The 22,451-nt window shown below is 66.2% G+C and carries 23 protein-coding genes; 18 read left to right on the forward strand and 5 right to left on the reverse strand.

Annotated features, from left to right (window positions below):
* Window positions 1-16: 16 nt before the first annotated feature.
* The 13 genes from GONAM_RS00640 to GONAM_RS00700 all read left to right on the forward strand — a co-directional run bounded on the left by GONAM_RS00640 (window position 17) and on the right by GONAM_RS00700 (window position 12,841).
* Window positions 17-913 carry an MlaE family ABC transporter permease gene (locus tag GONAM_RS00640; RefSeq protein WP_006864833.1) on the forward strand — a complete coding sequence of 299 codons (897 nt, stop codon included), beginning with the start codon at window positions 17-19 and terminating at the stop codon, window positions 911-913.
* Complete coding sequence (locus tag GONAM_RS00645; protein ID WP_006864834.1) at window positions 913-1,770, forward strand: ABC transporter permease; 858 nt, start codon at window positions 913-915, stop codon at window positions 1,768-1,770. The genes GONAM_RS00640 and GONAM_RS00645 overlap by 1 nt, the downstream gene beginning before the upstream one ends.
* Window position 1,771: 1 nt before the next feature.
* Complete coding sequence (locus GONAM_RS00650) at window positions 1,772-3,148, forward strand: MlaD family protein (RefSeq protein WP_006864835.1); 1,377 nt, start codon at window positions 1,772-1,774, stop codon at window positions 3,146-3,148.
* Window positions 3,145-4,188 (forward strand): MlaD family protein, encoded by a 1,044-nt coding sequence (locus GONAM_RS00655; RefSeq protein WP_006864836.1) that lies wholly within the window; start codon window positions 3,145-3,147, stop codon window positions 4,186-4,188. The genes GONAM_RS00650 and GONAM_RS00655 overlap by 4 nt, the downstream gene beginning before the upstream one ends.
* 23 nt (window positions 4,189-4,211) lie before the next feature.
* On the forward strand, window positions 4,212-5,267 hold the full coding sequence (locus tag GONAM_RS00660) for an MCE family protein (protein WP_174310807.1): 1,056 nt from the start codon (window positions 4,212-4,214) through the stop codon (window positions 5,265-5,267).
* Window positions 5,267-6,376 (forward strand): MlaD family protein, encoded by a 1,110-nt coding sequence (locus GONAM_RS00665; protein ID WP_006864838.1) that lies wholly within the window; start codon window positions 5,267-5,269, stop codon window positions 6,374-6,376. The genes GONAM_RS00660 and GONAM_RS00665 overlap by 1 nt, the downstream gene beginning before the upstream one ends.
* Window positions 6,373-7,494, forward strand: a complete 1,122-nt coding sequence (locus GONAM_RS00670; RefSeq protein WP_006864839.1) for an MlaD family protein — start codon at window positions 6,373-6,375, stop codon at window positions 7,492-7,494. The genes GONAM_RS00665 and GONAM_RS00670 overlap by 4 nt, the downstream gene beginning before the upstream one ends.
* The gene (locus GONAM_RS00675) at window positions 7,494-8,765 is read left to right on the forward strand and encodes an MlaD family protein (protein ID WP_006864840.1); all 1,272 of its coding nucleotides are present in this window, start codon (window positions 7,494-7,496) and stop codon (window positions 8,763-8,765) included. Before GONAM_RS00670 ends, GONAM_RS00675 begins: the two co-directional genes overlap by 1 nt.
* Window positions 8,766-8,820: 55 nt before the next feature.
* Window positions 8,821-9,570 carry an Rv1363c family protein gene (locus tag GONAM_RS22805; RefSeq protein ID WP_006864841.1) on the forward strand — a complete coding sequence of 250 codons (750 nt, stop codon included), beginning with the start codon at window positions 8,821-8,823 and terminating at the stop codon, window positions 9,568-9,570.
* A 99-nt stretch (window positions 9,571-9,669) separates the two neighbouring features.
* The gene (locus GONAM_RS00685) at window positions 9,670-10,818 is read left to right on the forward strand and encodes a phosphotransferase (protein WP_006864842.1); all 1,149 of its coding nucleotides are present in this window, start codon (window positions 9,670-9,672) and stop codon (window positions 10,816-10,818) included.
* Window positions 10,819-11,072: 254 nt separating this feature from the next.
* Window positions 11,073-12,059, forward strand: coding sequence for an oxygenase MpaB family protein (locus tag GONAM_RS00690; protein ID WP_245548543.1), 987 nt, complete (start codon window positions 11,073-11,075; stop codon window positions 12,057-12,059).
* A gap of 76 nt (window positions 12,060-12,135) precedes the next feature.
* Entirely contained in the window at window positions 12,136-12,444 is a 309-nt protein-coding gene (locus GONAM_RS00695) for an ArsR/SmtB family transcription factor (RefSeq protein WP_051992425.1), read from the forward strand.
* A 1-nt stretch (window position 12,445) separates the two neighbouring features.
* Window positions 12,446-12,841, forward strand: a complete 396-nt coding sequence (locus GONAM_RS00700; RefSeq protein ID WP_006864845.1) for a VOC family protein — start codon at window positions 12,446-12,448, stop codon at window positions 12,839-12,841.
* A gap of 13 nt (window positions 12,842-12,854) precedes the next feature.
* On the opposite strand, the gene GONAM_RS00705 is transcribed toward GONAM_RS00700, so the two are convergent.
* The gene (locus GONAM_RS00705) at window positions 12,855-13,205 is read right to left on the reverse strand and encodes a VOC family protein (protein WP_006864846.1); all 351 of its coding nucleotides are present in this window, start codon (window positions 13,203-13,205) and stop codon (window positions 12,855-12,857) included.
* 86 nt (window positions 13,206-13,291) lie between these two features.
* On the opposite strand from GONAM_RS00705, the gene GONAM_RS00710 reads away from it, so the two are divergent.
* The 5 genes from GONAM_RS00710 (at window position 13,292) to fadD5 (GONAM_RS00730) (ending at window position 19,047) form a co-directional block, all read left to right on the forward strand.
* Window positions 13,292-13,798 carry a M15 family metallopeptidase gene (locus GONAM_RS00710; protein WP_040534896.1) on the forward strand — a complete coding sequence of 169 codons (507 nt, stop codon included), beginning with the start codon at window positions 13,292-13,294 and terminating at the stop codon, window positions 13,796-13,798.
* 92 nt (window positions 13,799-13,890) lie between these two features.
* Window positions 13,891-14,268 carry a YciI family protein gene (locus GONAM_RS00715; protein WP_006864848.1) on the forward strand — a complete coding sequence of 126 codons (378 nt, stop codon included), beginning with the start codon at window positions 13,891-13,893 and terminating at the stop codon, window positions 14,266-14,268.
* Window positions 14,269-14,278: 10 nt separating this feature from the next.
* Window positions 14,279-15,541 (forward strand): RNA polymerase sigma factor, encoded by a 1,263-nt coding sequence (locus GONAM_RS00720; protein ID WP_006864849.1) that lies wholly within the window; start codon window positions 14,279-14,281, stop codon window positions 15,539-15,541.
* Window positions 15,542-15,724: 183 nt separating this feature from the next.
* Window positions 15,725-17,329 (forward strand): fatty-acid--CoA ligase FadD5, encoded by a 1,605-nt coding sequence (gene fadD5 / locus GONAM_RS00725; RefSeq protein WP_006864850.1) that lies wholly within the window; start codon window positions 15,725-15,727, stop codon window positions 17,327-17,329.
* Between the two features lie 110 nt (window positions 17,330-17,439).
* Complete coding sequence (gene fadD5, locus GONAM_RS00730; RefSeq protein WP_006864851.1) at window positions 17,440-19,047, forward strand: fatty-acid--CoA ligase FadD5; 1,608 nt, start codon at window positions 17,440-17,442, stop codon at window positions 19,045-19,047.
* A gap of 84 nt (window positions 19,048-19,131) precedes the next feature.
* Here the strand turns inward: fadD5 (GONAM_RS00730) and GONAM_RS00735 are convergent, their stop codons facing one another.
* The 4 genes from GONAM_RS00735 to GONAM_RS00750 are packed head-to-tail and all read right to left on the reverse strand — an operon-like array spanning window position 19,132 to window position 22,424.
* Complete coding sequence (locus GONAM_RS00735) at window positions 19,132-19,827, reverse strand: hypothetical protein (RefSeq protein ID WP_040534901.1); 696 nt, start codon at window positions 19,825-19,827, stop codon at window positions 19,132-19,134.
* Window positions 19,828-19,858: 31 nt separating this feature from the next.
* Window positions 19,859-21,016 (reverse strand): FAD-dependent oxidoreductase, encoded by a 1,158-nt coding sequence (locus GONAM_RS00740; RefSeq protein WP_006864853.1) that lies wholly within the window; start codon window positions 21,014-21,016, stop codon window positions 19,859-19,861.
* On the reverse strand, window positions 21,013-21,921 hold the full coding sequence (locus GONAM_RS00745) for a DUF1295 domain-containing protein (protein ID WP_006864854.1): 909 nt from the start codon (window positions 21,919-21,921) through the stop codon (window positions 21,013-21,015). Before GONAM_RS00745 ends, GONAM_RS00740 begins: the two co-directional genes overlap by 4 nt.
* On the reverse strand, window positions 21,918-22,424 hold the full coding sequence (locus GONAM_RS00750) for a glutathione peroxidase (protein ID WP_006864855.1): 507 nt from the start codon (window positions 22,422-22,424) through the stop codon (window positions 21,918-21,920). The genes GONAM_RS00745 and GONAM_RS00750 overlap by 4 nt, the downstream gene beginning before the upstream one ends.
* Window positions 22,425-22,451 lie beyond the last annotated feature (27 nt).

Genomic DNA, 22,451 nt, shown 5'->3' on the forward strand with positions numbered 1-22,451 from the left:
GGGGTAGGGAGTTCGAATGGCCGTAGCGTCCGATCCCCAGCGCGGCGCCGAGCCCGCTGTCGGAAAGGTCGGGCCCGCCGGGGAGGGCGACGCCGTCGGCGAGATCGGGGAGTGGGGCAGCGGCTACGTCAAGCGCCACCCCAAGGCCTCGCTCGAGACGGTCGGCGAACAGTTCGTTCTCGGTCTGCGCTCGATCCAATGGTTGTTCACCGACATCGTCACCAGGAAGTTCCCGTACCGGGAATTCGTCGAGCAGGCCGCGTTCATGGCACGGACCGCCGTGCTCCCGACGCTGCTCGTCGCGATCCCCATCGGCGTGACGCTCTCCATCCAGTTCGCGCTGCTCGCAGGGCAGGTCGGCGCGACCTCGCTCGCCGGCGCAGCGAGCGGACTCACCGTGATCCGCCAGGGGGCACCTCTCGTCGCCGCGATCCTGATGGCCGCAGCGGTCGGCTCGGCCATCTGCGCCGATCTCGGCTCGCGCCAGATACGCGAGGAGATCGACGCCATGGAGGTGATGGGCGTCCAGGTGGTGCGGCGTCTCGTGTCGCCTCGGCTGGCCGCCGGGGTCGTGGTGTCTCTCGCACTCACGGGTCTCACCTGCTTCGTCGGCTTCTTCGCGGGCTACCTCTACAACACCTTCGTGCAGGACGGCACCCCCGGCAGTTTCGTCTCGACCTTCGCGTCGTTCGCAACCGTCGGGGACTTCATCCTCACGATGATCAAGGCGGTGGTCTTCGGTGCGATCGTCACCATCGTCGGATGTCAGAAAGGCCTGTCCGCCAAGGGCGGTCCGGCCGGTGTGGCCAACGCGGTCAACGCCTCGGTGGTCGCCTCGATCCTGCTGTTGATGATCGTCAACGTCGTCTTCACCCAGGTCTACGAACTGGCCTTCCCGCGGCAGGGGTTCTGATGACCGTCGCACGGTATTACCCGCCGGGAGTCGGCCCGCTGCTGACGGGCCTGCGCAGGATCGGTGGCCCGATCACCCAGGTCGGCCACATGATCACCTTCTTCCTGAGAGCGGTCATCAACGTCCCGACGATGCTGCTGCACTACAAGCGCGAGTTCGCGCGTGTGCTCTCGGATGTCACCTGGGGCAACGGGTCGATCGTGGTGGGCGGCGGCACCGCCGGCGTCATCATCGTGCTCGGCGCGACCGCCGGTGCGATCGTCGGTATCGAGGGCTACAGCGCCCTGGAACTGCTGGGCATGGGCCCGGCCACCGGATTCATCTCGTCCTTCGCCTCGACCCGCGAACTCGCCCCGATCATGGCGGCTCTCGCCTTCGCCGCCCAAGCCGGTTGCCGTTTCACCGCTCAGCTCGGGGCCATGCGGATCTCGGAGGAGATCGACGCGATGGAGGCCATCGCATTGCGGCCGATCCCGTACCTGGTGACGACGCGCCTGATGGCCTCCGTCGTCGCCGTCATCCCGCTCTACATCGTGTGTCTCGGAGTGAACTACCTCGTCTGCCAGCTGGTCGTGAGCATGTCGGGCGCCGGGTCGTCGGGCACCTATCTGCACTACTTCACCCTCGTCCTCAGTGGAACCGACATCGCCTACTCGATCCTCAAAGCGGTTGTCTTCGTGTCGATCACGACGACCATCCAGTGCTACTACGGCTTCTACGCCTCGGGCGGCCCACAAGGCGTCGGCGTCGCCGCGGGCCGGGCGATGCGTACCGCCATCACCGTGATGATCATCGTCAACATGCTGCTGACCATGGCGCTCTGGGGCGTCAACGCCGGCGCGCGGTTCGGAGGCTGACATGCAGTTCCCCTTCGAATCCGAACGTCGGCTCGGCAACGAGCACCTGTTCCTGCGCGGACTGGCGACGATCATCGTGGCGGCGATCGTCGTCGGCGTGCTGATCGCCAAGTCCAACGGCGATCTCGACGAACACGTCGAAGTGAAGGCCATGCTCGAAGAGGTCGGCGACGGCCTGCCCACCCGCTCCGACGTCAAGTACCGCGGCGTTCTCGTGGGTGCGGTCGACAAGGTCACCCCCGCCATCGACGGCGGCACCAACGTCGTCGACATCGATCTGAAACCGCAGTACGCCAACGGGATCCCGTCGACCGTCACGGCCCGCGTGGTGCCCGGCAACGTCTTCGCGGTGTCGTCGATCCAGCTGATCGACAACGGACCGGCCCCACACATCACCGACGGCGCGGAGATCTTCCAGGACGACAGCGAGGCGACGATCCAGTTCCAGACCGCGCTGACCAAGTTGCGCGACATCGTCGGCGCCATGAGCCGCTCGCGGTCGGATTCGACCGTCGGTGTCATCACCGCACTCGCCGAGGCGACCGACCGGCGCGGCGATGACCTCGTCGCGGCCGGCCGACAGCTCGAGCAGATCGTCACGGAGACCAACGCGCTCATGGAGCCCGGCGACGGCCCGTCGACGATCCACTCGTTCAACGACGCCGTCCGCGGACTCGACCGGTCCGCGCCCGACCTGCTCGACGCGGTCCACAGTTCGGTGGTGCCGATGCGCACCGTCGCCGAAAAGGAGATGGCGCTGACCAACTTCCTGGCCGCAGGCGCCACGACGCTCGGCACCGCGACCACGGCCATGGACAACAACACCGCGCGGATGATCACCATCTCGACCAACCTGACCCCGGTCATCGGTGTACTTGCCGACAACGCACCGTCGTTCGTCCCGATCACGACCCGGCTCGCGGTGGTCGCCGACAAGTTCAACGAGCACGTCTACGACGCCGACACCGGTTTGGCCACCTCGAAGATGATCCTGTCGCTGTCGCCGAACCGGACCTACGTCCGCGCCGACTGCCCGCGCTACGGGAATCTCGAAGGGGCGAGCTGCAAGACGGCCCCGGTCTCCGCGCGTCCCTACGGATTTCCCAAGCAGCTCGACCCGAAGAAGTATGAGCTGCCCGCCGGCCACAAGCTCCCGCCCGGATTCAAGCTGCCCGCCGGACTGATGGGCGGCAACGTCGGACCCGTCGGCAGCAGAGCCGAGGTCGAGCAACTCCGCAAGATCCTGGGCAAGGACGCGACGCCCGCGGCGATGATGCTGCTCGCACCGCTGTTGCGCGGCAACAAGGTCGAGATCAGCCCGGACACCGGTGACAAGAAGCCCGCCGCACCTCGAGCAGGGGAGGGAGGTCCTCGATGAGCACGTTCCGGAAGTCCCTCATCACGCTGTCGTTGTTCCTCGTCATCTCACTCGTGCTGTCGTGGTTCGTCTATGTCACGTTGCAGCGCAACGTCAACGGGGCCACCCGCGAGTACAGCGCGGTCTTCACCGACGTCAGCGGGCTGCGTCCCGGCGACGACGTCCGGGTCGCCGGCGTACGGGTCGGTCGGGTCGACAAGATCGAACTCGAGACGACCGTTGCCCGGGTGACCTTCGAGGTCCAGGACGACCAGACGCTCTACACCAACACGCGGGCGTCGGTGACCTACCAGAACATCATCGGCCAGCGCTATCTCGGCCTCCTCGCCGGTGACACCGACTCCTCGGCCGAACCACTCGGCGACGGTGGCGAGATCCCGCTCGACCAGACCGAGCCGTCCTTCGACATCGCCGGTCTGCTCAACGGCTTCGAACCGCTCTTCAGCGTTCTCGACCCCGACCAGGTTCAGAACATCACCCAGACGATCATCACGGCCCTGCAGGGCGACAAGGGATCGTTGACCTCCCTGATCGCCCAGACGTCGACGCTGGCCGAGTCCTTCGCCGGACCCGACAACGTTCTCGGTGACCTCATCGTCAGTCTCGACCAGGTGACCGCATCGCTGGCCGGTCAATCGGGGAGCGTCGAGAGCCTCATCTCGAACATGCGCGATGTGTTCACGACACTCAATTCCCGGCAGGGTGAGCTGGTCAGCTCGATCGATCAGATCACGCAGACGATCGGTCGAACAGCAGTGGTCTTCAACAACATCGAGCCCAGCCTCTCGGATCTGGTGGCGAGGGAGCCCGGGTTCACCGGTCACATCGTCAGCAATGCCGAGAAGTTCGCGTACCTGTTCTACAACGTGCCCCTGGCGATGCAGGGCCTCGCCCGCTTCTCACAGGAGAGCACGGCGGCGAACGCCTACATCTGCAACGTCAACGTCACGATCGTCCCCGGCCTGTCGCACATGATCCCCGGCATCCTCGCCGGGGTCACCCCGGGCGGGAAGATCCAACAATCCCCGGTCTGCAGGTGAACATGCTGAACAAGATGAGGTCGATGAAGCGACCGTCGCTGTCGAAACCGACGTTGTCCAATCCGTTCAGGCGGCTGGAGGAGCAGAGCAAGTTCAAGCTGGGGATCAGCGCCATCCTGATCCTGTGTCTCGTGGTGCTGGCCATCGTCGGCATCGGCCGGCTGGGCATCGGGGACAAGACCTACGACGCCGAATTCGTCCAGGCTGCACAGATTTCCGGTGGCGACCAGGTCACCGCGGCCGGCGTCCCGATCGGCACGGTCACCGGAGTGAGGCTCGCCGGCGACCGAGTGATCGTGTCGATGAAGATCGACGGCGACGTCGAACTCGGTGCCGACACCAAGGCGGCCATCAAGCTGACAACGCTGCTCGGTTCCCGGTACGTCGAGATCCAGCCCGCGGGTGAGGGCCGGGTCCCCGACGACGTCATCCCGCTGGCCAACACCTCGGTGCCCTATGACCTGCAGACCGCCTTGGCGAACGCCACGACCACCTTCGAACAGGTCGACGCCAAACGCATCGCGGATTCGATGACGGTGCTGTCCGACCAACTCGACGGGGCACCGTACGTGATGCCGCAGGCGCTGAAGAACATCGAGAACCTCTCGACCATCATCGCCGACCGACGGACCCAGATCGGCCAGCTCCTAGCCAGCACCAACGAGCTGACGACCGCGATCCGCAATCAGCAGGTCGCGTTGGGCCAGATGGTCGTTCGTGGTGAGCAACTCGTCACCGAGCTGGTGACCCGCATCAACTCGTTGCAGCAGCTGATCAAGTCCACCACCCGACTGATCGGCAACCTCCATCAGATCGTCGGCGTCCAGGGTCCGCAGGTCACCCAGTTGCTCCAGAACATGGAGACCCTGCTCGGCGCCGTGGCCCGCCGGGAAGACGTGCTGCGGAACACGCTGCAGATCATGCCCGTACCGATCCGCAACTTCGCGAACGCGACCGGCTACGGCAACAATCTCGAGTTCGGCGCTCCTGCAGGCGCTCTCGTGGACGCGTGGATGTGTGCGGTCAGTGGGCAGGCGAAGATGATGTCGCTCGCCGAGTACTTCAAGGAGTGCAAGTGATGTCCAGAGTCATCGCACACCCGCTGCTGATCCTGGCCGCGGCGGCGCTCCTGCTGACCGGGTGCTCGATCGGATCCAATCCGTTCGAGGAAAAGATCACCGTCACCGCCGAATTCGACAACGCCAACGGCCTCTACGTCGGCAACTCGGTGGACGTGCTCGGGATGTCGATCGGGAAGGTCACCGAGATCGAGGCGAAGGGTGGTTATGCGCTCGTCACCATGGAGATCGACGGGGACATCAAGATCCCGGCAACCGCCGAGGCCGTGACCGTCTCGACGTCGATCCTCACCGACCGTCACGTCGAACTGACCCCCGTGTATCGCGAGGGGCCGACGATGCAGAACGGCGACACGATCGGCCTCGATCGCACCCGCACACCGATCGAGTTCGACCGGATCCTCACCATGGTCGAGCGGCTGTCGAGCGAACTCGGCGGCAACGGTGACAGCCAGGGCGAGGGCCCGGTGGCCGATCTGATGGCGGTGAGCGTCGCGATGACCGAGGGCAACGGTCAGTCCATGCGGGATGCCCTCGGCGATCTCGAACGCGCGCTGCGCCTCAGTGAGGACGGCGGCGCACATTCGCGGCGGGACATCACCGCGATCGCGGCGAACCTGGCGAAGCTCAGTGAGGCCGCCGCGAACAACGACGCCGTGATTCGCGACCTCGGTTCCGGATTCGCTCAGATGTCGTCATTCCTGGCCTCGGAGGACCTGGGCACCGGGACCACGGGAAAGCAGCTCAACGAGCTGCTGAAGGAAACCCAGGCGCTGCTCATCACCAACCGCGAGACGCTCAAGAACACGCTGTCGAGCACCAACACCGTGACCACCGCGATGGTCGACTACCGACGCAATCTGTCGGAGTTCTTCGACATCGCGCCGATGCTCATGGACAACGTCTACAACGCGATCGACCAGGAGGCCGGCGCACTGCGCGTGCACGGGCTGGTCGACAAACTCCTGCTGGACGGTCAGGCAGTCAAGGAGGTGTGCAACCTGCTCGGCCTACGCCAACTCGGTTGTTCCACCGGAACACTGCAGGACTTCGGACCCGACTTCGGGGCCACGTCGATCCTCGCTGCACTCGTGGAGAACGCCAAGTGAGCGCCCGGGCACGGCGGAGCGTCGGCAAACCCGCAGCGGCTGTCGCCGTCGGTTTGGCCGCGGTACTGGGAGTCAGCGGGTGCGGGGTCGGACTCGAGCAACTCCCGCTGCCGGCGCCCGGGGCCTCGGACTCCACGTACACGCTGACCGCTCGATTCACGAACGCACTCAATCTTCCTCAGGGGGCCAAGGTGCGTGTGCTCGGTGCGGATGTGGGCTCGGTTGCGACGATGAAGGCGGAGAACTTCACTGCGATCGTCGATCTCCGGATCCAGTCGTCCACCTCGCTGCCGGTCGGTACGACGGCCGAATTGCGTTCGGCCACACCGCTCGGCGACGTCTTCGTCGCACTCGAGCCGCCTCCCGAGGGACAGGACGACAAGGGCGAACTGCAGAACGGAGGCCAGTTGTCGATCGACGACACGTCGTCGGCGGCCACCGTCGAAGAGGTCCTCGCCACCAGCGCGTTGCTGGTGAACGGTGGTGCGGTTCGCAATCTCGTGAAGGTCGTCAACGGCCTCGGTGAAGCGGTCGGCCCGGACGGCGAGTCGGTCGCGAATCTGGTCGACGAGTCGACCGATCTGATCTCGACCCTGTCCAACCGTACGGGCGAGATCAACCGTGCCATGCGTAACACCAGCGACCTCGCGACCACTCTCGGTGCGCGACAGAAGGATCTGTCCGCGGCGATCGGTGCCGCGGCGCCGGCCGTCGGGGCGTTGTCGGCCAACACCGGTCAGGTTCTCGACATGGTGGCCAACGTCGACCGGCTCACCGAACTCATCGGACAGTTCCCCTCCATCAAGGGCACCGACAGCCGTAGCACCATCGCCGACATGAACAAGCTTTCCTACTGGTTCAACGCGGCGTCACTGAACCCGAACGCCAACATGAATGCGGTGAATTCGATCCTGGCGCCGCTGATCAAGGCCTCGAGTTCGACCTCCGCACACGCGAACATCGACATCGAGGCAATCGCCTTGGGGGTCGTCGGCGACCCCAACCACAAGGCCGACCCCGGGATGCGCGTGCCGGACGCTACGGACGTGATCAACGTGATCGGCAGCATCTCCTACCTGCTCGACAAGCTGTACAAGCAGTCGACAGGAGGCCGGTGATGGGAATCCGCCGTGCAGCACAGCCGGTCGCGGCCGGACTCGTCGGAGCCGTCCGTTGGGGTAGGGCCCGACGCCTCGTCCTGTCCGGCGTCGCACTCGCGCTGACACTGGTCCTCGGTGTTGCCTACCTGCTCTTCGGCGCCCTCCGCATCAACCCCGGCGCATCCCAGATGACCATCCGCGTCAACCTGCTCAACTCCGGCGGACTGCTGGCCGGCCAGGACGTCACGATGCGTGGTGTGTCCATCGGCCGCGTCTCCGCTGTCGACCTCAGCGAGTCCGGTGTCGTCGCGGTGGTGCGCGTGTCCACCGACACCAAGATCCCCGCCGATACTGCCGTTCGGGTGTCGGGACTCTCCCCGGCCGGCGAGCAGTACCTGGACTTCCGTCCGGCGAACGGCGACGGCCCCTATCTGACCGACAACGCCGTCATCGATGCCGAACGCACCACGACGCCCACTCCCATCGCCGAGGTCCTCGAAGGCCTGCAAGGGACGCTCGACCAGATCAACCCCGAGGAGTTGGAGGTCGTGGTCAAGGAACTCGGCGTCTCGCCTCAGGGAGTGGAAAAGCTCGACAACATCGTCAACGGCGGGATCTTCATGCTGTCGACGCTGCACACCGCACTGCCGAACACCACGTCGTTGCTCAAGTCCAGCAAGGTGATGGTCGGGACGCTGGGGGAGACTGCACCGAAGATCCGGACGATGTCCGCCGACCTCCGCAATGTGTTCACCGGCGTGGAGAAGATGGACGGCGGGTTCCGGCGCCTCGTCGACCAGGGGCCGGCGACCATGGCCGCGGTGGACACGATGTTCGCCGACAACTCGCCCACGATGGTCCAGCTTCTCGGCAATCTGGTCACGATCTCGAAGCTGTCGTACCTGAGAGTGCCCGCGCTGGAGGCGATCTGGCCCGACCATCGCGGTTCGGTGCTCGAGGCCATCGGTTCGACGTTCCGTGACGGCGGCACCTGGGGCATCGTCGACGTCTACGAACGCTACGTCTGCGACTACGACCTGCCACGGAAGCCGCCGGCGATCCCGGATTATCCGATGCCGTACCTGTACACCTACTGCAACGATCCCGACCCGGCGATCCTCGTCCGCGGTGCGCGCAACGCTCCGCATCCGGCGGGGGAGGAATACCTCTCCGGCCCGCCGCCGAACGTCGACCCGCGGGCGACTGCCGATCCGCCTCCGCGCGGCCCGCTGACCATTCCCACGCCCTATGGAGGACCGAAGGTTCCGCTGCCACCGCCACCGCAGTGACCCGCGGCGTGTCCACACGCCCGGCGGAACCTCCACCCTCGAGAAAGGAATCACCATGAAGACCGATATGGCAGTCGAGACCGACACCGACGCAACTGATGCCATCGTGACCGACCAGGACGACACGACCTCGACCACCGTCGACGACAGGTCGACCGAGACGGAGTCCGAGACGAAGGCCGGGAAGGAGTCACCGAAGTCGACGACAACATCGACGCGCAAGAAGTCGGCGAAGGGCGCCGACGCCACCACAGACGACGACAGCGCCGAGACCGAGCCCTCCACCGGAGATGGCGGACGTCCGGTGGGACGCAGGCCCGCCCGATTCGGTTGGGGCGCCGCAGGCGTTGGATTGCTCGCGGTCATCACGATCGCAGCCTCCGCGCTGGCGATCGTCTTCGGCCTCCAGCTCAAGAACCGCATCGACGTCGAGAACGCCGGTCAGGAGGCCCTGCGGACCGCGGAGAACTATGCCGTCGCGCTCACCAGCATCGACACCCGCAACCTCGACCGGGACTTCGCGCGCGTACTCGAAGGTGCGACCGGCGAGTTCAAGGACATGTACTCGAGTTCGAGCTCTCAGCTGCGGCAGTTGCTCGTCGACAACCAGGCCACCGGCAAGGGCACCGTGATCGACGCGGGGATCAAGTCCCAGTCCGAGAACAAGGTCGAGGTGATGCTGTTCGTCGATCAGACGGTGACGAACACGGCCAGCCCGGATCCTCGCCTGGATCGCAGCCGCATCCTGATGACGATGGAGAAGGTCGACGGACGCTGGCTCGCATCGAAGGTCGAACTACCCTGATCGTTCTGGCGAATCCGATCCCCGCACATAGGTGACGAAGTAAACTATGTCGCACCCGGCGTCCGATGTTGGCGCCTGCATACGGCGGGAGACCACACCATGCAGCAGACCTTGAAGGCCCTGGCCGAGACGTCGTTCGCGATCTCTCCCTGGGCTCCGGCCCCCAGACCCTCGAGTGTCGGCGAGGTGGACGCCGCCTTCTTGACCAAGGTCTTCGCCGCCAAAGCGCCGGGGGCGGTGGCCGAGAGCGTGACCCGGCTCGACGGCACGTCGGGAACCACCGACCGCAACCGCCTCGGTATCCAGTGGAACCGCGTCGGCCTCGACGCCGGGCTGCCCGCCAGTGTCTTCATCAAGTCGACGCCCCTGAACGCGAAGAACCGGACCATGGTGGCGGCGCTCGACATGGCGGTCAACGAGGTGAAGTTCTACGAGCAGATCCGTCCGCAACTAGACGATTCGATCGCCCCGAAGTCGTACTTCGCGCACGCCGGCCACGGAGCCCGGCATCTGCTCGTCCTCGAGGACCTCGAAGCCGCCGGTGCCACTTTCCCGTTCAGCATCGAAGAGATCACCCTTCCGGGGGTCGAGGCGATCATGCGAACGCTGGCAAAGGTGCACGCGCAGTTCTGGAACAGTCCTCGGCTCGCGTCGGAGCTGCCGTGGATCGCCCCCGAATCGGCGCGCCCGGGATTCCCGTTGCTGCTGTGGCAGTTCCGCAAGGTGCGCAAGACGATCCTGAACGACGAAAGCGTCGAGATCCCGCCGGCCGCGCGGCGGATGGCGGAGTTCGCGAACCAGAACGACAAAGCGCTGCATGCGAAATGGGAGCAGGGGCCGCAGACCATGCTGCACGGCGACTCCCATATCGGGAACACGTACCTCAAGCCCGACGGCACTGCAGGCCTCCTGGACTGGCAGGTCATCCACCGCGGCCCGGGTCTGCGCGAGGTCAGCTACATGATGACCCACTCGACCCCCGCCGACATCCGCCGTGGGAACGAGGAGAAGCTCCTCCGGGCCTACCTCGACACCCTCCAGGACGAAGGTGTCGACGACGCGCCCACTTTCGATCAGGCGTGGGAAGCGCTGCGCTTCTTCGCCTTCGACGCGTGGGACTCCATCGCCATCTGCAAGGTGTGGCCGGGACTGCAGCCGCCCGACCGTGTCGAACTCGCCTTCGCGGCCGCGAACTCCATGGTCGAGGACCTCGAGGTCGACAAGGCCATCAAGGCGGCCCTCGCCTGAGCACCGGCACCGGATCCGACCGAGCGCGCCGTCCCACAGTTGGACGGCGCGCTCGTCGTTCGAGGACCCGCTGTGCACGAGTCCCGCCCGGTTGACGACCGGAATGCGAGCACTTCGCACGGGAGCAATGATCAGCGTCTTCGTGGTCAGTGAATCAAGTTGCCGTACAACCATTTTGGAGACAACAATGGTTGCTGTGAGCGCGCCCGAAAGCGAATAGAATACGACTGGCTTGTCGCGTTATTCTCGGTGCCATGGTGATCCAAGACACAGCACGACCCGCTGTTGAGTCGACCCCGTCGGTCGCGCCTGTGCCGCACAAGCGCACGGTGTTCGACCGGGCGGTGGACAAGTCCTTCCAAGGGATCCGCGACGAGTTCTTCCGCAACGTCCAGTTCACCGAACCCAAGGGCGATCCCGGGTGGTTCGGTCCCGGCAGTGCAGTCTGGTACATCCACGAACATCTCCCGACGGTGCAGATCGCGATGGGTGCCGCCGCGATGATGGAGACCCTTCACCCCGACATGGCGTGGATGGCCTACGAGCACACGCGCGCGATCGAACGGATCAACGGCGTCCCGACCGGGCAGTTCGACGAGAAGGCGATGTCGTCCCGCTCCGGCCACACCCTCTCGTTCTTCTTCGGCGTCGCGATGGCGTCGACCCCGGTGGCCGAACGGGTGTCGAAGACAGTTCGCGGGATGCACAACCGCATCGAGGGTGTCCGTCCCGACGGTCATCCCTACAAGGCCAGCGACCCTGATCTGCTGACGTGGAACTACTGCACCCAGGCGTGGGCGCTCGCGGCGTCGCACCAGGCGTTCCATCCTGACCCGCTGAGCGATGACCGTCTCGAGGAGTTCTTCCACGACTACGCGCGGATGGGTCGGGAGCTCGGGGGAGCGAACGTGCCGACCACCAAGGACGGTGTCGACAAGTACCTCGCCGATTCGCTGCCGTTCCTGGCCGTGACGATGCCGACCGTCGAGCTCCTCAACCCGACCGCTCCGTGGCGCTACCCGGCGTGGCAGCGTCCGCTGATGACCCTCGTCGACTGGGCGATCCAGGACCTGCACCCGGAGTGGGCGCAGAAGCTCATGAACACCAAGCAGTATCCGAGGCCGGTTGCCGCCGCCCGTCGACGTGCGGTGAAGGCGCTGCTGGGTTCGTTCCGCGGCGGCAAGATGAAAGAGGTCTACGAGTCCTACGAACGCGTGGGCGTGCCATACCCCCGGAACTGACCGATCAGTTCTCGGCGCGGGCCCGCAGACACCACGTCTGCGGGCCCGCGCCGCGTATCCGGGCAGCGTCGTTGACATGCAAGCATTCACTTGCCTATCGTCAGGTGTGGCCGACGTGTTCCATGCTCTCGACGATCCGACGCGGCGTGCGATTCTCGACGAACTCGCCGACCGCGACGGTCAGACGCTGTTCGAGATCTGTGGACGACTCACCACGAAGCGGGGCTTGAGCCTGACCCGCCAGGCCATCTCGCAGCATCTCGGGGTACTCGAGGCCGCCGGACTGGTCCACACCGAGAAACGCGGGCGCGCCAAGTTCCATTACTTCGATCCGGCGCCGCTGGCAGAGATCACCAAACGGTGGCCGGTGACACGAAAGGCATGACATGCGAATCACATTGACCTCGATCTTCGTCGACGACCAGCGCAAGGCGCTGAGTTTCTACACCGACGTACTCGGCTTCACCAAACACCACGACATCCCCATGGGGGAGAACACCTGGTGGCTCACCGTCAAGTCGCCGGAGGCGCCGGACAGCGCCGAACTCCTGCTGGAGCCGGCCGGGCACCCAGCGGTGAAACCCTACCGAGACGCGCTCGTCGAAGACGGAATCCCGTTGGCGCAGTTCACCGTCGACGATGTCGAGGCCGAGTACCGACGCCTCCGGGAACACGGTGTCGTCTTCACTCAGGAACCGACCGACATCGGTACCGCGGTCGTGGCGGTCTTCGACGACACCTGCGGAAACCTGATCCAGCTCGCCGCGATCAAGGAAGACTGACGAGCGGGTCCTCTCAGAGTTCGGTCGCGCGCGGATGACGCGGCTCGTAGAGTCCGATCGACGCGCCTCCTGGCAACCGGAATCCGGTGAGAACGCCCCATCCTTCATCGGTGACCTCGTCGAACTCGACGCCGGATTCGGCCAGCTTCGCCATCGTCTCCTGCAGGTCGTCGGCCATCAGGTACAGCTCGTGGCGGGTCTCGCCGTCGGTGGGATGCACCGCGAGCTCGGCGGGCGGCAACCTGAAGATCAGCCAACCGTGCCCCGCGTCGACATGCGGATACTCGAGGACGTTCTGGAAGAACGCCCGGTCCGCATCGGCGTCGTTGCTGTAGATGATGACGTGCGCACCCGAGATGGCCATGACTCCACGATTGCAGACCGGCGCCGATCGGTGGAAGAGAATGATGCATGGCCCGCTCGAAGGTCCGCGTGCGGTTTACTGGTCCGATGAGCAATCTCGCGTCCAGACTCACGTGTGCCGCACTCGCCGCGGGCGCTGTTGCGGGTGCCGTGGTCGGCGTCGGGTCGGCCGCGGCAGCGCCCGCGGTCCTGGCCCCCGGGACGGAAGGCCTCGTTCCCGGCCTCGCCGCGTCGTACACATTCGCCTCGAACGAGGCTCGGGCGCAGGGGATTCCGATCTGGATCACCTCGGGGAAACGGTCCGACGCCGAGCAACGGCAGCTTTGGCGGAACGCGATCGCCACCTATGGCAGTCCCGAGGCCGCCCGACGCTGGGTCCTGCCCGCCGAAGAGTCGCCGCACGTTCGGGGCAAGGCGGTCGACGTCGGTCCGTGGGAGGGTGCAGCCTGGCTCGAACGCCACGGTCACCGGTGGGGGTTGTGCCGGACGTTCGTCAACGAGTGGTGGCATTTCGAGTTGGCTACCACGCCGGGGACACCGTGCCCGCCAATGTGGCCGGATGCCGCAGTCCGGGCGGATCGGCGCGGGAATTGAGCCATCGGTCGTAGGCTGTCGATCGACGGGTCGCACGCTCGTCATCTCCTCACACGGACCGAAGGCCGGTCCTCGTGATCAGGAGGTCGACCATGCACTACTCACTCTTGCTGCACTACCCCGAGCACGACGCCTCGACGCTCGGCGACGAAGCCATCCAGGCCGGTCAGGCCGCATTCTCGGCCTACACCCGTGCGCTGCAGGATGCCGGCGTCCTCGTGAGTGCCGAAGTGCTGCGGCACTCGACCGCCTCCACGACGATCCGGAAGGTCGACGGCGAGCTCGTCGTTCAGGACGGACCCTTCGCAGACACGAAGGAGCAGCTCGGCGGAACGATCATCATCGATGTCGCCGACCTGGACACGGCCATCGAGTGGGCTCGTCAGGCGCCTCCGATCGAGTGGGGCGTCATCGAGATCCGTCCCGGTGCGACGTACACCATGAACGGGGTCTGGACCCCCAACAAATGACGCCCAACCGATGACCGGGGAACCCACGACCCGGGGCGGGGCGCACGCCGCCGCCGATCATGCCGCACGCGAATCGTATTCGCGGCTGGTCGGATTTCTCGCCGCGGCATCCGGCGACCTCGCACTCGCCGAGGACGCATTGGCGACCGCCTTCGAACGCGCGCTGAGCACGTGGCCGGTGAACGGCACACCCGAGAATCCCGCCGCGTGGCTGCTCTCCGTTGCCCGTAACCATCAGCGCGACGTCTGGAAGTCCGCGGCACATCGGAAGTCGACCGAACTCGACGACCGGGCCGACGCAGTGGGGGAGGTCAGCGTGACACCCTTCGACGAACTCGACCCCGATGCCATCGGCGACAAGCGTCTCGAGCTGCTGTTCACCTGTGCGCACCCGGCGATCGACCCCGCCATCCGGACACCGCTGATGTTGCAGGCGGTGCTCGGGTTCGAGGCAGCCGATGTCGCCGCGGCGTTCGCGGTGGCGCCTGCGACCATGGCACAGCGTCTCGTACGCGCGAAGCGACGCATCCGGGACGCCCGCATCCCCTTCGTCGTGCCCGACCGCGCCGCGATGCCGGCACGCCTCTCGGCAGTACTCGAGGCGGTCTACGGGTGCTTCGCCATCGCCTGGAACGAGACGAACGGTTCTGGCACCGGCGCTGTCGACTCGATGGCCGGGGAGGCGCTGTATCTGGCGGTGACGCTCGCCGATCTCCTCGACGACGAACCCGAGGCATGGGGCCTGGCCGCTCTCATCGCGTTCTCGTTGTCACGGGCGCCCGCCCGTACCGGACCGTTCGTCCCTCTGGAGGAGCAGGACACCGACCGGTGGAACAGAGACCTGATCCGCGAGGGCGAGGCGATGCTCAATCGTGCCGCCTCCCTCGACGCACCGATGGGACGGTTCCAGCTCGAGGCCGCGATGCAGTCGGTGCACACCGATCGCGCACGCACCGGTGTCGTCGCCTGGGACGCCCTCCGGTCACTGACGACCGCGCTCGTCGCCGTCACCCCGACCCTGGGTGCACGGGTGGCTCACGCGGCGATCGTGGGGCACGCGGGGTCACCGGCCGAAGGTCTGGCCTTGCTCGACCAACTCGAGTCGGAGCACGATCTCGACGACTTCCAGCCGTTCCACGCCACTCGTGCGGATCTGCTGTTCCGCAACGGCGCGACGGCCGCCGCACGGCACCACTACGAGCGTGCCGCAACGCTGACACGTGACCCTCATGTCCGCGAGTGGCTACACCACCGAGCGGGTGGCGGGTACTGATCCCTATTCGGGTGGCGACGTTCGGGTCGCGACGGACGAGACCCGGTGCCATAGGAGTGGGCTAACTCTTCCATAGGAGCAAATCATCGGCTGCACAGCGCTTTCCGCACGGTTCACGGCCTAGGGTGATGACTCGGTACGACAAGTCGGACAACGGGTGTCCGCCGCCATTGGGAGGCCGAAATGACCGCAATCGCCGAGGCCATCACCGACCTGACCTCCGAGCCCCACCGCTCACGCCGCAACCACTGGAACAACCAGGTCCGCCGGCACGCGCAGATGACCCCCGACGAGCCCGCGCTCACCTTCCTCGGCGAGACCCGCACGTGGAAGCAGATCGAGGAGCGGTCCCGTGCCTTCGCCGCAGCGTTGAGCCGACGCGGCGTGGGATTCGGCGACCGGGTCATGATGGCGCTGCTCAATCGGACCGAGTACGCCGAGGCGATCCTGGGAGCGACCCTCATCGGCGCGATCGCAGTACCGGTGAACATCCGTAACAGTCCCGGCGAGATGGCCTACCTCATGACCGACAGCGGCGCGGAGGTCGTCGTCACCGAGACTGCGCTGACCGGCATCGTCGACGCCGCACGCGAGCTCAGCGGGGTCGCGGACACCGTGATCGTCGTCGGCGACAGCGACACACCCGACCATCTCCGGTTCGAGGACCTCACCGCCGAGGACCCGTCCGACCTTCCGTTCGTCGACGTCCCCGAAGACGCCGTCGCGATCATCATGTACACCTCGGGCACCACCGGCCGGCCCAAGGGCGCGATGCTGACCCATCAGAACTTCCAGTCGCAGGCCGTCACGTCGATCTCCACGACGAATCCGCAGGTCGGGGACGTCGCGTCGATCGTCCCGCCGATGTTTCACATCGCCGGTCTCGCCACCTTCGCGATGGTCTTCTACCGCGGCATCCGCGCGGTGATCCACCCGCTCGGATCCTTCGATCCCGACGTCATGCTCGACACCCTCGAGCGGGAGGGATCGACGTCGGTGTTCATGGTGCCCGCACAGTGGCAGGCCGTGTGCGCCGCTCAGCAGGCCCGCCCCCGCGCCCTCCGACTGCGGCACCTCAGCTGGGGCGGGGCGCCCGCGTCGGACACCGTGCTCAACGCCATCAACGAGACATTCCCCGGCGTACTCAACATGACGTCGTTCGGGCAGACCGAGATGTCACCGGTGACCTGCATCCTCGAAGGCCGGGACGCGCTGCGCAAGATCGGGTCGATCGGCAAGGTGGTGCCGGCCGTGACCGCACGGATCGTCGATCCGCTCATGAACGACGTCGAGCCCGGTGAGGTGGGGGAGATCGTCTATCGCGGCCCGACCCTGATGAAGGGGTACTGGAACAAGCCCGACGAAACCGCCGACGCCTTCCGCGGCGGCTGGTTCCACTCCGGCGATCTGGTCCGTCAGGACGAGGAGGGGTTCCTCTTCGTGGTCGACCGCGCCAAGGACATGGTCATCTCCGGCGGGGAGAACATCTACTGCGCCGAGGTCGAGAACGTCCTCTACGGCCACCCGAGCATTGCCGAGGCAGCGGTCATCGGACGAGCGGACCCGAAGTGGGGCGAGGTGCCCGTCGCCGTCGTCGTCCTCGCCGACGGCGTCGACGACCTGAACCTGGCCGAATTGGAGCCACATCTGAACGAGAACCTGGCACGGTTCAAGCACCCCAAAGACCTCGTGATCGTCGACGAGCTGCCGCGCAACGCCGGTGGCAAGGTGACGAAACCCGTGCTGCGACAGCGCTTCGGCAGCAAGGACGCCGGTTTGTCCGATTGACCCGCCGAAAGCTCACGAGCAACCCGTCGAGTCTGCGTAGGGTGTGACGCAGACAACTGTGATGCAGGCAACAATGTCGAGCATCGCACGATCGACACGGGAGCCAGTGAATGACCGCAACCTACGAAGCCACCGCCGATCTGACCACCGAGCCGTATCGCTCGCGCCGTAATCACTGGAACAACCAGGTTCACCGGCATGCGCTCATGACGCCGGACAAGGTGGCGATCACCTATCTGGACAAGTCCACGACATGGAAGCAACTCGACGACCGGTCGAGGGCTTTCGGCGCGGCGCTGAGCCGACTCGGCGTGCAGTTCGGTGATCGCATCCTGATGGTGCTGCTCAACCGCACCGAGTACGTCGAGGCCGTCCTCGGTGCGACGCTGATCGGCGCGATCCCGGTTCCGGTGAACATCCGCATGAGCCCCGCCGAGGTCGCCTACCTCGTCTCGGACAGCGGCGCCAAGGTCATCGTGACCGAGAAACTCCTCGCACCCCTGGCCGACGCCGTCTCTGCGTCCACCGGCGGGATCGACACCCTGATCGTCGTCGACGGCAGCGAGAACCCGCAGCACCTCGAGTACGAAGGCCTTCTCGCCCAGGGTGATGCGGACCTGCCGGCCGTCGACGTCCCCGAAGACACCGTCGCGGCGATCATGTACACCTCGGGCACCACCGGAAAGCCCAAGGGCGCCATGCTGACCCACCAGAACTTCCACGCCCAGGCGGTGACCACGATGGCCACCACCGCCAACGCGGACGCCGACGACGTCGCATCGGTGGTGCCGCCGATGTTCCACATCGCCGGCCTGGCCGCCTTTGCCCCGGTCTTCTACCGTGGCGTCCGCGCCGTCATCCACCCGCTGGGCGCCTTCGACCCCGACGCCATGCTCGACACTCTCGAAAGAGAAGGCACCACTTCGGTGTTCATGGTGCCCGCGCAGTGGCAGGCGGTGTGTGCGGCCCAGAAGGCCCGTCCGCGAACGCTTCGTCTGCGCAACATCAGCTGGGGTGCCGCCCCGGCGTCGGACACCGTCCTCAACGCCATGGGGGAGGCTTTCCCCGAGGCGCTCAACATGACCGCGTTCGGGCAGACCGAGATGTCCCCGGTGACGACGATCCTCGAGGGAAAAGACGCACTGCGTAAGAAGGGTTCGATCGGCAAGGTGGTGCCGGCCGTGACCGCGCGCATCGTCGACCCGCTGATGAACGACGTGAAGCCCGGCGAGGTGGGGGAGATCGTCTATCGCGGACCCAATCTGATGAAGGGCTATTGGAACAAGCCCGAAGCGACCGCAGAAGCTTTCCGCGGCGGGTGGTTCCACTCCGGCGACCTCGTCCGTGAGGACGAGGACGGTTTCCTCTTCGTCGTCGACCGCGCCAAGGACATGATCATCTCCGGCGGCGAGAACATCTACTGCGCCGAGGTCGAGAACGTCCTCTACAGCCACCCGGCGATCATGGAAGCAGCCATCATCGGTCGCGCCCACGAGAAATGGGGCGAGGTGCCGGTCGCCGTCGTCGTCCTCGCCGAGGGTGTCACCGATCTGACGCTGGCCGAACTGGAACCCCACCTCAACGAGAACCTGGCCCGTTTTAAGCATCCCAAGGACCTGGTCATCATCGACGAGCTGCCGCGCAACGCGGGCGGCAAGGTCGTCAAGCCGAAGCTGCGCGAGACCTACGGCAGCAAGGATGCCGGACTGGCCGACTGACCGCTCCCGCGAGCACGAACGAATCAACCCGCCACCTCGTCGAGGTGGCGGGTTGATCTTCTCAGTGGTGGGTCTGTCCGACCGTCACTTCTTTTTCTTCTTGTCCTTCGCCGGGCGGGTGGCCGCGAGTTCCCGGCCACGCCGGCGGTAGCGCCAGATGAACCAGCCGACGGCGATCGCCAGGACGATGCCGATGATCACGCCCCATAGTGTTGCGGCGCGGAATCCGGGTGCATCGACGTCGAAGATGCGTTCACCCGCGTGTGCCCCGTTACCGCCGCCCGCGACGACCGCCAGCGTCAGCAGATTCGGGATCGCGACGATGATGCCGAGCACCGCGAATCCGATGGCAGGGACGTTTCTCATCCGGCTGCGACTCAGGAACGCGAACACAAAGAGCAACAGCGGGACGAACGTGCAGACGACACCCAGCACGAGGCCGGTCCAGACTCCGCTGGCCATCGACCCGTCGACCCGGCGACCGATCTGCCCGGCCCACCAGCGAGGTAGGAACGCCTCCAGGATGAAGTAGGTGATCACCAGGAGGGCCGCGATGATCAGGCCGATGACGACCTTCTTGACGATCGTGTTCGCACGTTCGGCGGCCGTCGGCTTCAGCGGCGCCTCGGTCGTCGTCGGCGTTGCCGGTGGTGTCGAGCCGGCTGTGCCGGGCGGCATGTCGCCGGCCGGTGCCGACGTGGGCGGGAGCGGCGTGGTGTGCGACCCGGGCGGCGGATCGACCGGATCTGGCGAATGGCCCGAGAACTGCTCGTTACTCATGAGGCCGAGTGTAAGCGCGGAAGATGACCTTTCAGGTGCGACGCCGCCGACCATCTGCACACGGCAGAGAATCGGCTTCTCGAATCCCGCCGTAGATTCCCCGCCGCACGATCAACGGCTGCAGTACCGCGTCCACCGACCACGCGGGAAATCGGAATGCCCGACCGTTCGGCGCGAACACCTGCAGGCCGTCATGCTGCGTGCCGAGAACCGACCCCCACCGTCGCCGGGGCGGCACATAGCTTCGTGCGCGGCCGGGCCGACGTGACAGGTCCGCGCGGATGTTGTGGGCGAGCAGCCGGTCGGCGCGGTTGCGTGCCGAGCTCCGAAGAGCATCGGTCGCGGCGATGTCCCCGACGGCGTAGACGAGCTCGTGGCCGGGAACCCGCAGTTCCGGTGTCACACGAACGAACCCGTGAGCATCGAGGATCTCCGCGGGCAGCCAGTCCGAGTTCGGGGTGACCCGACCGATCGCCCAGAGCACCGCGTCGGCCTGCACGGGTTGTTGCCCGGTGGACCATTGCACGGGTCCGGTGGTGAGCTCATCGCAGGCGAAACCGTCGGGCACCTGCGCTCGGTGCCCGCCATGTACTCCGACGCCCAGGCTGCGCAGGCGCGCCGACACGTTCTGCCAGGTCCGACGGTGGTGACGGGGTAATGCGCGGTCGCCGGGGTGGTAGAGGTCGATCTGCTTGTCCGGCCACGTCGCGGCCAGGTTGGCGGCGGAACTCACCGCGGCGGCGCCACCCCCGATCACCGCGATCGAATCCGCCTCCGCCAGCCGGGAATGCGCCGCCGCGAGGTCACGGTCGACGTCAGCCGGTGACTGGAGGCTCGGGCGGCGCCAGAAGCCGTTGCGGACACCGGTTGCGATCACCAGGGCGTCGAACGGTTCGACGTGCTCGGTTCCGTCGGTACCGGTGACCGTCACCGTTCGTCCGTCGAGGTCGGCCGCGGTCAACGATCCGTGGACCGTGCGGACACCGTCCAGCTTGCGGAACCGATCGAACGGGATCCGGTAGTCGCGGGCCCAGGCCTCTGGCCGGCTGAGACGTAGCCCGAGTTCCTGACCGCTGACCAGCCCGGGCTTCGACGAGATCCCGACGATGTCGGCGTGCCCGGACAGATGGATCGCGGTCAGTACTCCCGTGTCACCGAGGCCGGCGATGACGACGCGGGGTCGGGTCACCCCGGGATGCGCTCGGTGGATTGCGGTGGTCGGGCACCGCGCGGCGGCCGGGGTACGAACAGCGACACCCGGGCGACGACGTCGGCGTAACCGGGGCGTCGTGAGAGGCTGCGCTGCTCCATCATCGGGATACTCGCGCCGAGGAACATCGCCAGCATCACCACGACACCCACGAGCAACCACCACCAGTCGGAGGGTGCGGCGGCGATCCCGAACAGCGCCATCGCAACCCAGAAGGAGAACTCGCCGAAGTAGTTCGGGTGCCGGGACCACGACCAGACGCCGGTGTCCAGGACCGCTCCCGGCGTGCGATGTGCCGTGAAGCGACGCAGCTGCGCGTCCGCGACGTACTCGAGGGCAACCGCGGCGAACCCCACGACTGCGCCCAGTGCGGTCAGCCAGGCGAGCGTCGAATCCGGTTGCGTCACCGCCACATATACCGGGACCATGCCCAGGAACACCTGGATGGTGGGGATGACGTGGATGGCGAACAGGTCGACGACGATCGCCGCACCACCGGCACGCTCCTTGAGCATCCCGTAGCGCCAGTCCTCGTGATCCAGACCCGGCCACCCGGTCGCCCAGTTGGCGGTCAGCCGGATCGCCCACACCCCGACGACGACGGCGATGACCCAGCAGTGCACGGCGTCAAGGCCGACATCGCCTGCCGCCCACCAGTACACCAGCAGCACGGGTGGGATGACGCTCCAATAGGCGTCGTACATGCTCGAGTTCGCATACAAGCGGCTGAAGCCGAAGATCACCAGCGTCGCCCAGAGATCGGCGACGAGGGTGTCGAGCCACAGGTGGCCGGTGTCGGGCCCCAGCGACAACCACGCGGCGGCGACCCCGAGGGCCACCACGTAGGCGATGATCACACGCACGAACGACGTTGTCCGGCTCATGATGTCTCGTCCCTGCCGTCGGCGGGTCCGAGTTGTTTCTCGATGGACCCGACCAGTTTCTCGGGTTTGGTTGCCGGCGCGAAGCGTTCGACGACGACGCCGTCGCGATTCACCAGGAACTTGGTGAAGTTCCACTTGATCCGACCGCCGAAGACTCCCGACTTCTGTGTCCGCAGCCATTCGAAGAGGGGGTGGGCGTCCGGTCCGTTCACGTCGACCTTGGCGAACATCGGGAAGGTGACGTCGTAGGTCAGCGAACAGAAGTTCTTGATCTCTTCCTCGTTGCCGGGCTCCTGGTGTGCGAACTGATCGCACGGGAAGCCGAGGACTCGCAGTCCCTGGCCCTGGTAGTCGCGATGCAGCGTCTCCAGCCCCTGGTATTGCGGTGTGAAGCCGCACTTCGACGCGGTGTTCACGATCAGCAGTGGGTCGCCCCGGAACGTCGAGAGGTCGACCGGTTCGCCGTCGATCCCGGTCGCGGTGAAGTCATACGCGGAAGTCATGTCGCCACGCTACTTCCGGTCGGCGCA

This window comes from Gordonia namibiensis NBRC 108229 (genome assembly GCF_000298235.1).
GTDB lineage: Bacteria > Actinomycetota > Actinomycetes > Mycobacteriales > Mycobacteriaceae > Gordonia > Gordonia namibiensis.

Coding starts and splice junctions, on each gene's coding strand:
- GONAM_RS00715 (WP_006864848.1), top strand. CDS start 13,891: ATGCACTACTCACTCTTGCTGCACTACCCCGAGCACGACGCCTCGACG.
- GONAM_RS00660 (WP_174310807.1), top strand. CDS start 4,212: ATGAAGCGACCGTCGCTGTCGAAACCGACGTTGTCCAATCCGTTCAGG.
- GONAM_RS00710 (WP_040534896.1), top strand. CDS start 13,292: ATGAGCAATCTCGCGTCCAGACTCACGTGTGCCGCACTCGCCGCGGGC.
- GONAM_RS00700 (WP_006864845.1), top strand. CDS start 12,446: ATGCGAATCACATTGACCTCGATCTTCGTCGACGACCAGCGCAAGGCG.
- GONAM_RS00695 (WP_051992425.1), top strand. CDS start 12,136: ATGCAAGCATTCACTTGCCTATCGTCAGGTGTGGCCGACGTGTTCCAT.
- GONAM_RS00735 (WP_040534901.1), bottom strand. CDS start 19,827: ATGAGTAACGAGCAGTTCTCGGGCCATTCGCCAGATCCGGTCGATCCG.
- GONAM_RS00745 (WP_006864854.1), bottom strand. CDS start 21,921: ATGAGCCGGACAACGTCGTTCGTGCGTGTGATCATCGCCTACGTGGTG.
- GONAM_RS00690 (WP_245548543.1), top strand. CDS start 11,073: ATGGTGATCCAAGACACAGCACGACCCGCTGTTGAGTCGACCCCGTCG.
- GONAM_RS22805 (WP_006864841.1), top strand. CDS start 8,821: ATGAAGACCGATATGGCAGTCGAGACCGACACCGACGCAACTGATGCC.
- GONAM_RS00750 (WP_006864855.1), bottom strand. CDS start 22,424: ATGACTTCCGCGTATGACTTCACCGCGACCGGGATCGACGGCGAACCG.
- fadD5 (WP_006864851.1), top strand. CDS start 17,440: ATGACCGCAACCTACGAAGCCACCGCCGATCTGACCACCGAGCCGTAT.
- GONAM_RS00650 (WP_006864835.1), top strand. CDS start 1,772: ATGCAGTTCCCCTTCGAATCCGAACGTCGGCTCGGCAACGAGCACCTG.
- GONAM_RS00675 (WP_006864840.1), top strand. CDS start 7,494: ATGGGAATCCGCCGTGCAGCACAGCCGGTCGCGGCCGGACTCGTCGGA.
- GONAM_RS00705 (WP_006864846.1), bottom strand. CDS start 13,205: ATGGCCATCTCGGGTGCGCACGTCATCATCTACAGCAACGACGCCGAT.
- GONAM_RS00645 (WP_006864834.1), top strand. CDS start 913: ATGACCGTCGCACGGTATTACCCGCCGGGAGTCGGCCCGCTGCTGACG.
- fadD5 (WP_006864850.1), top strand. CDS start 15,725: ATGACCGCAATCGCCGAGGCCATCACCGACCTGACCTCCGAGCCCCAC.
- GONAM_RS00720 (WP_006864849.1), top strand. CDS start 14,279: ATGACCGGGGAACCCACGACCCGGGGCGGGGCGCACGCCGCCGCCGAT.
- GONAM_RS00665 (WP_006864838.1), top strand. CDS start 5,267: ATGTCCAGAGTCATCGCACACCCGCTGCTGATCCTGGCCGCGGCGGCG.
- GONAM_RS00655 (WP_006864836.1), top strand. CDS start 3,145: ATGAGCACGTTCCGGAAGTCCCTCATCACGCTGTCGTTGTTCCTCGTC.
- GONAM_RS00640 (WP_006864833.1), top strand. CDS start 17: ATGGCCGTAGCGTCCGATCCCCAGCGCGGCGCCGAGCCCGCTGTCGGA.
- GONAM_RS00685 (WP_006864842.1), top strand. CDS start 9,670: ATGCAGCAGACCTTGAAGGCCCTGGCCGAGACGTCGTTCGCGATCTCT.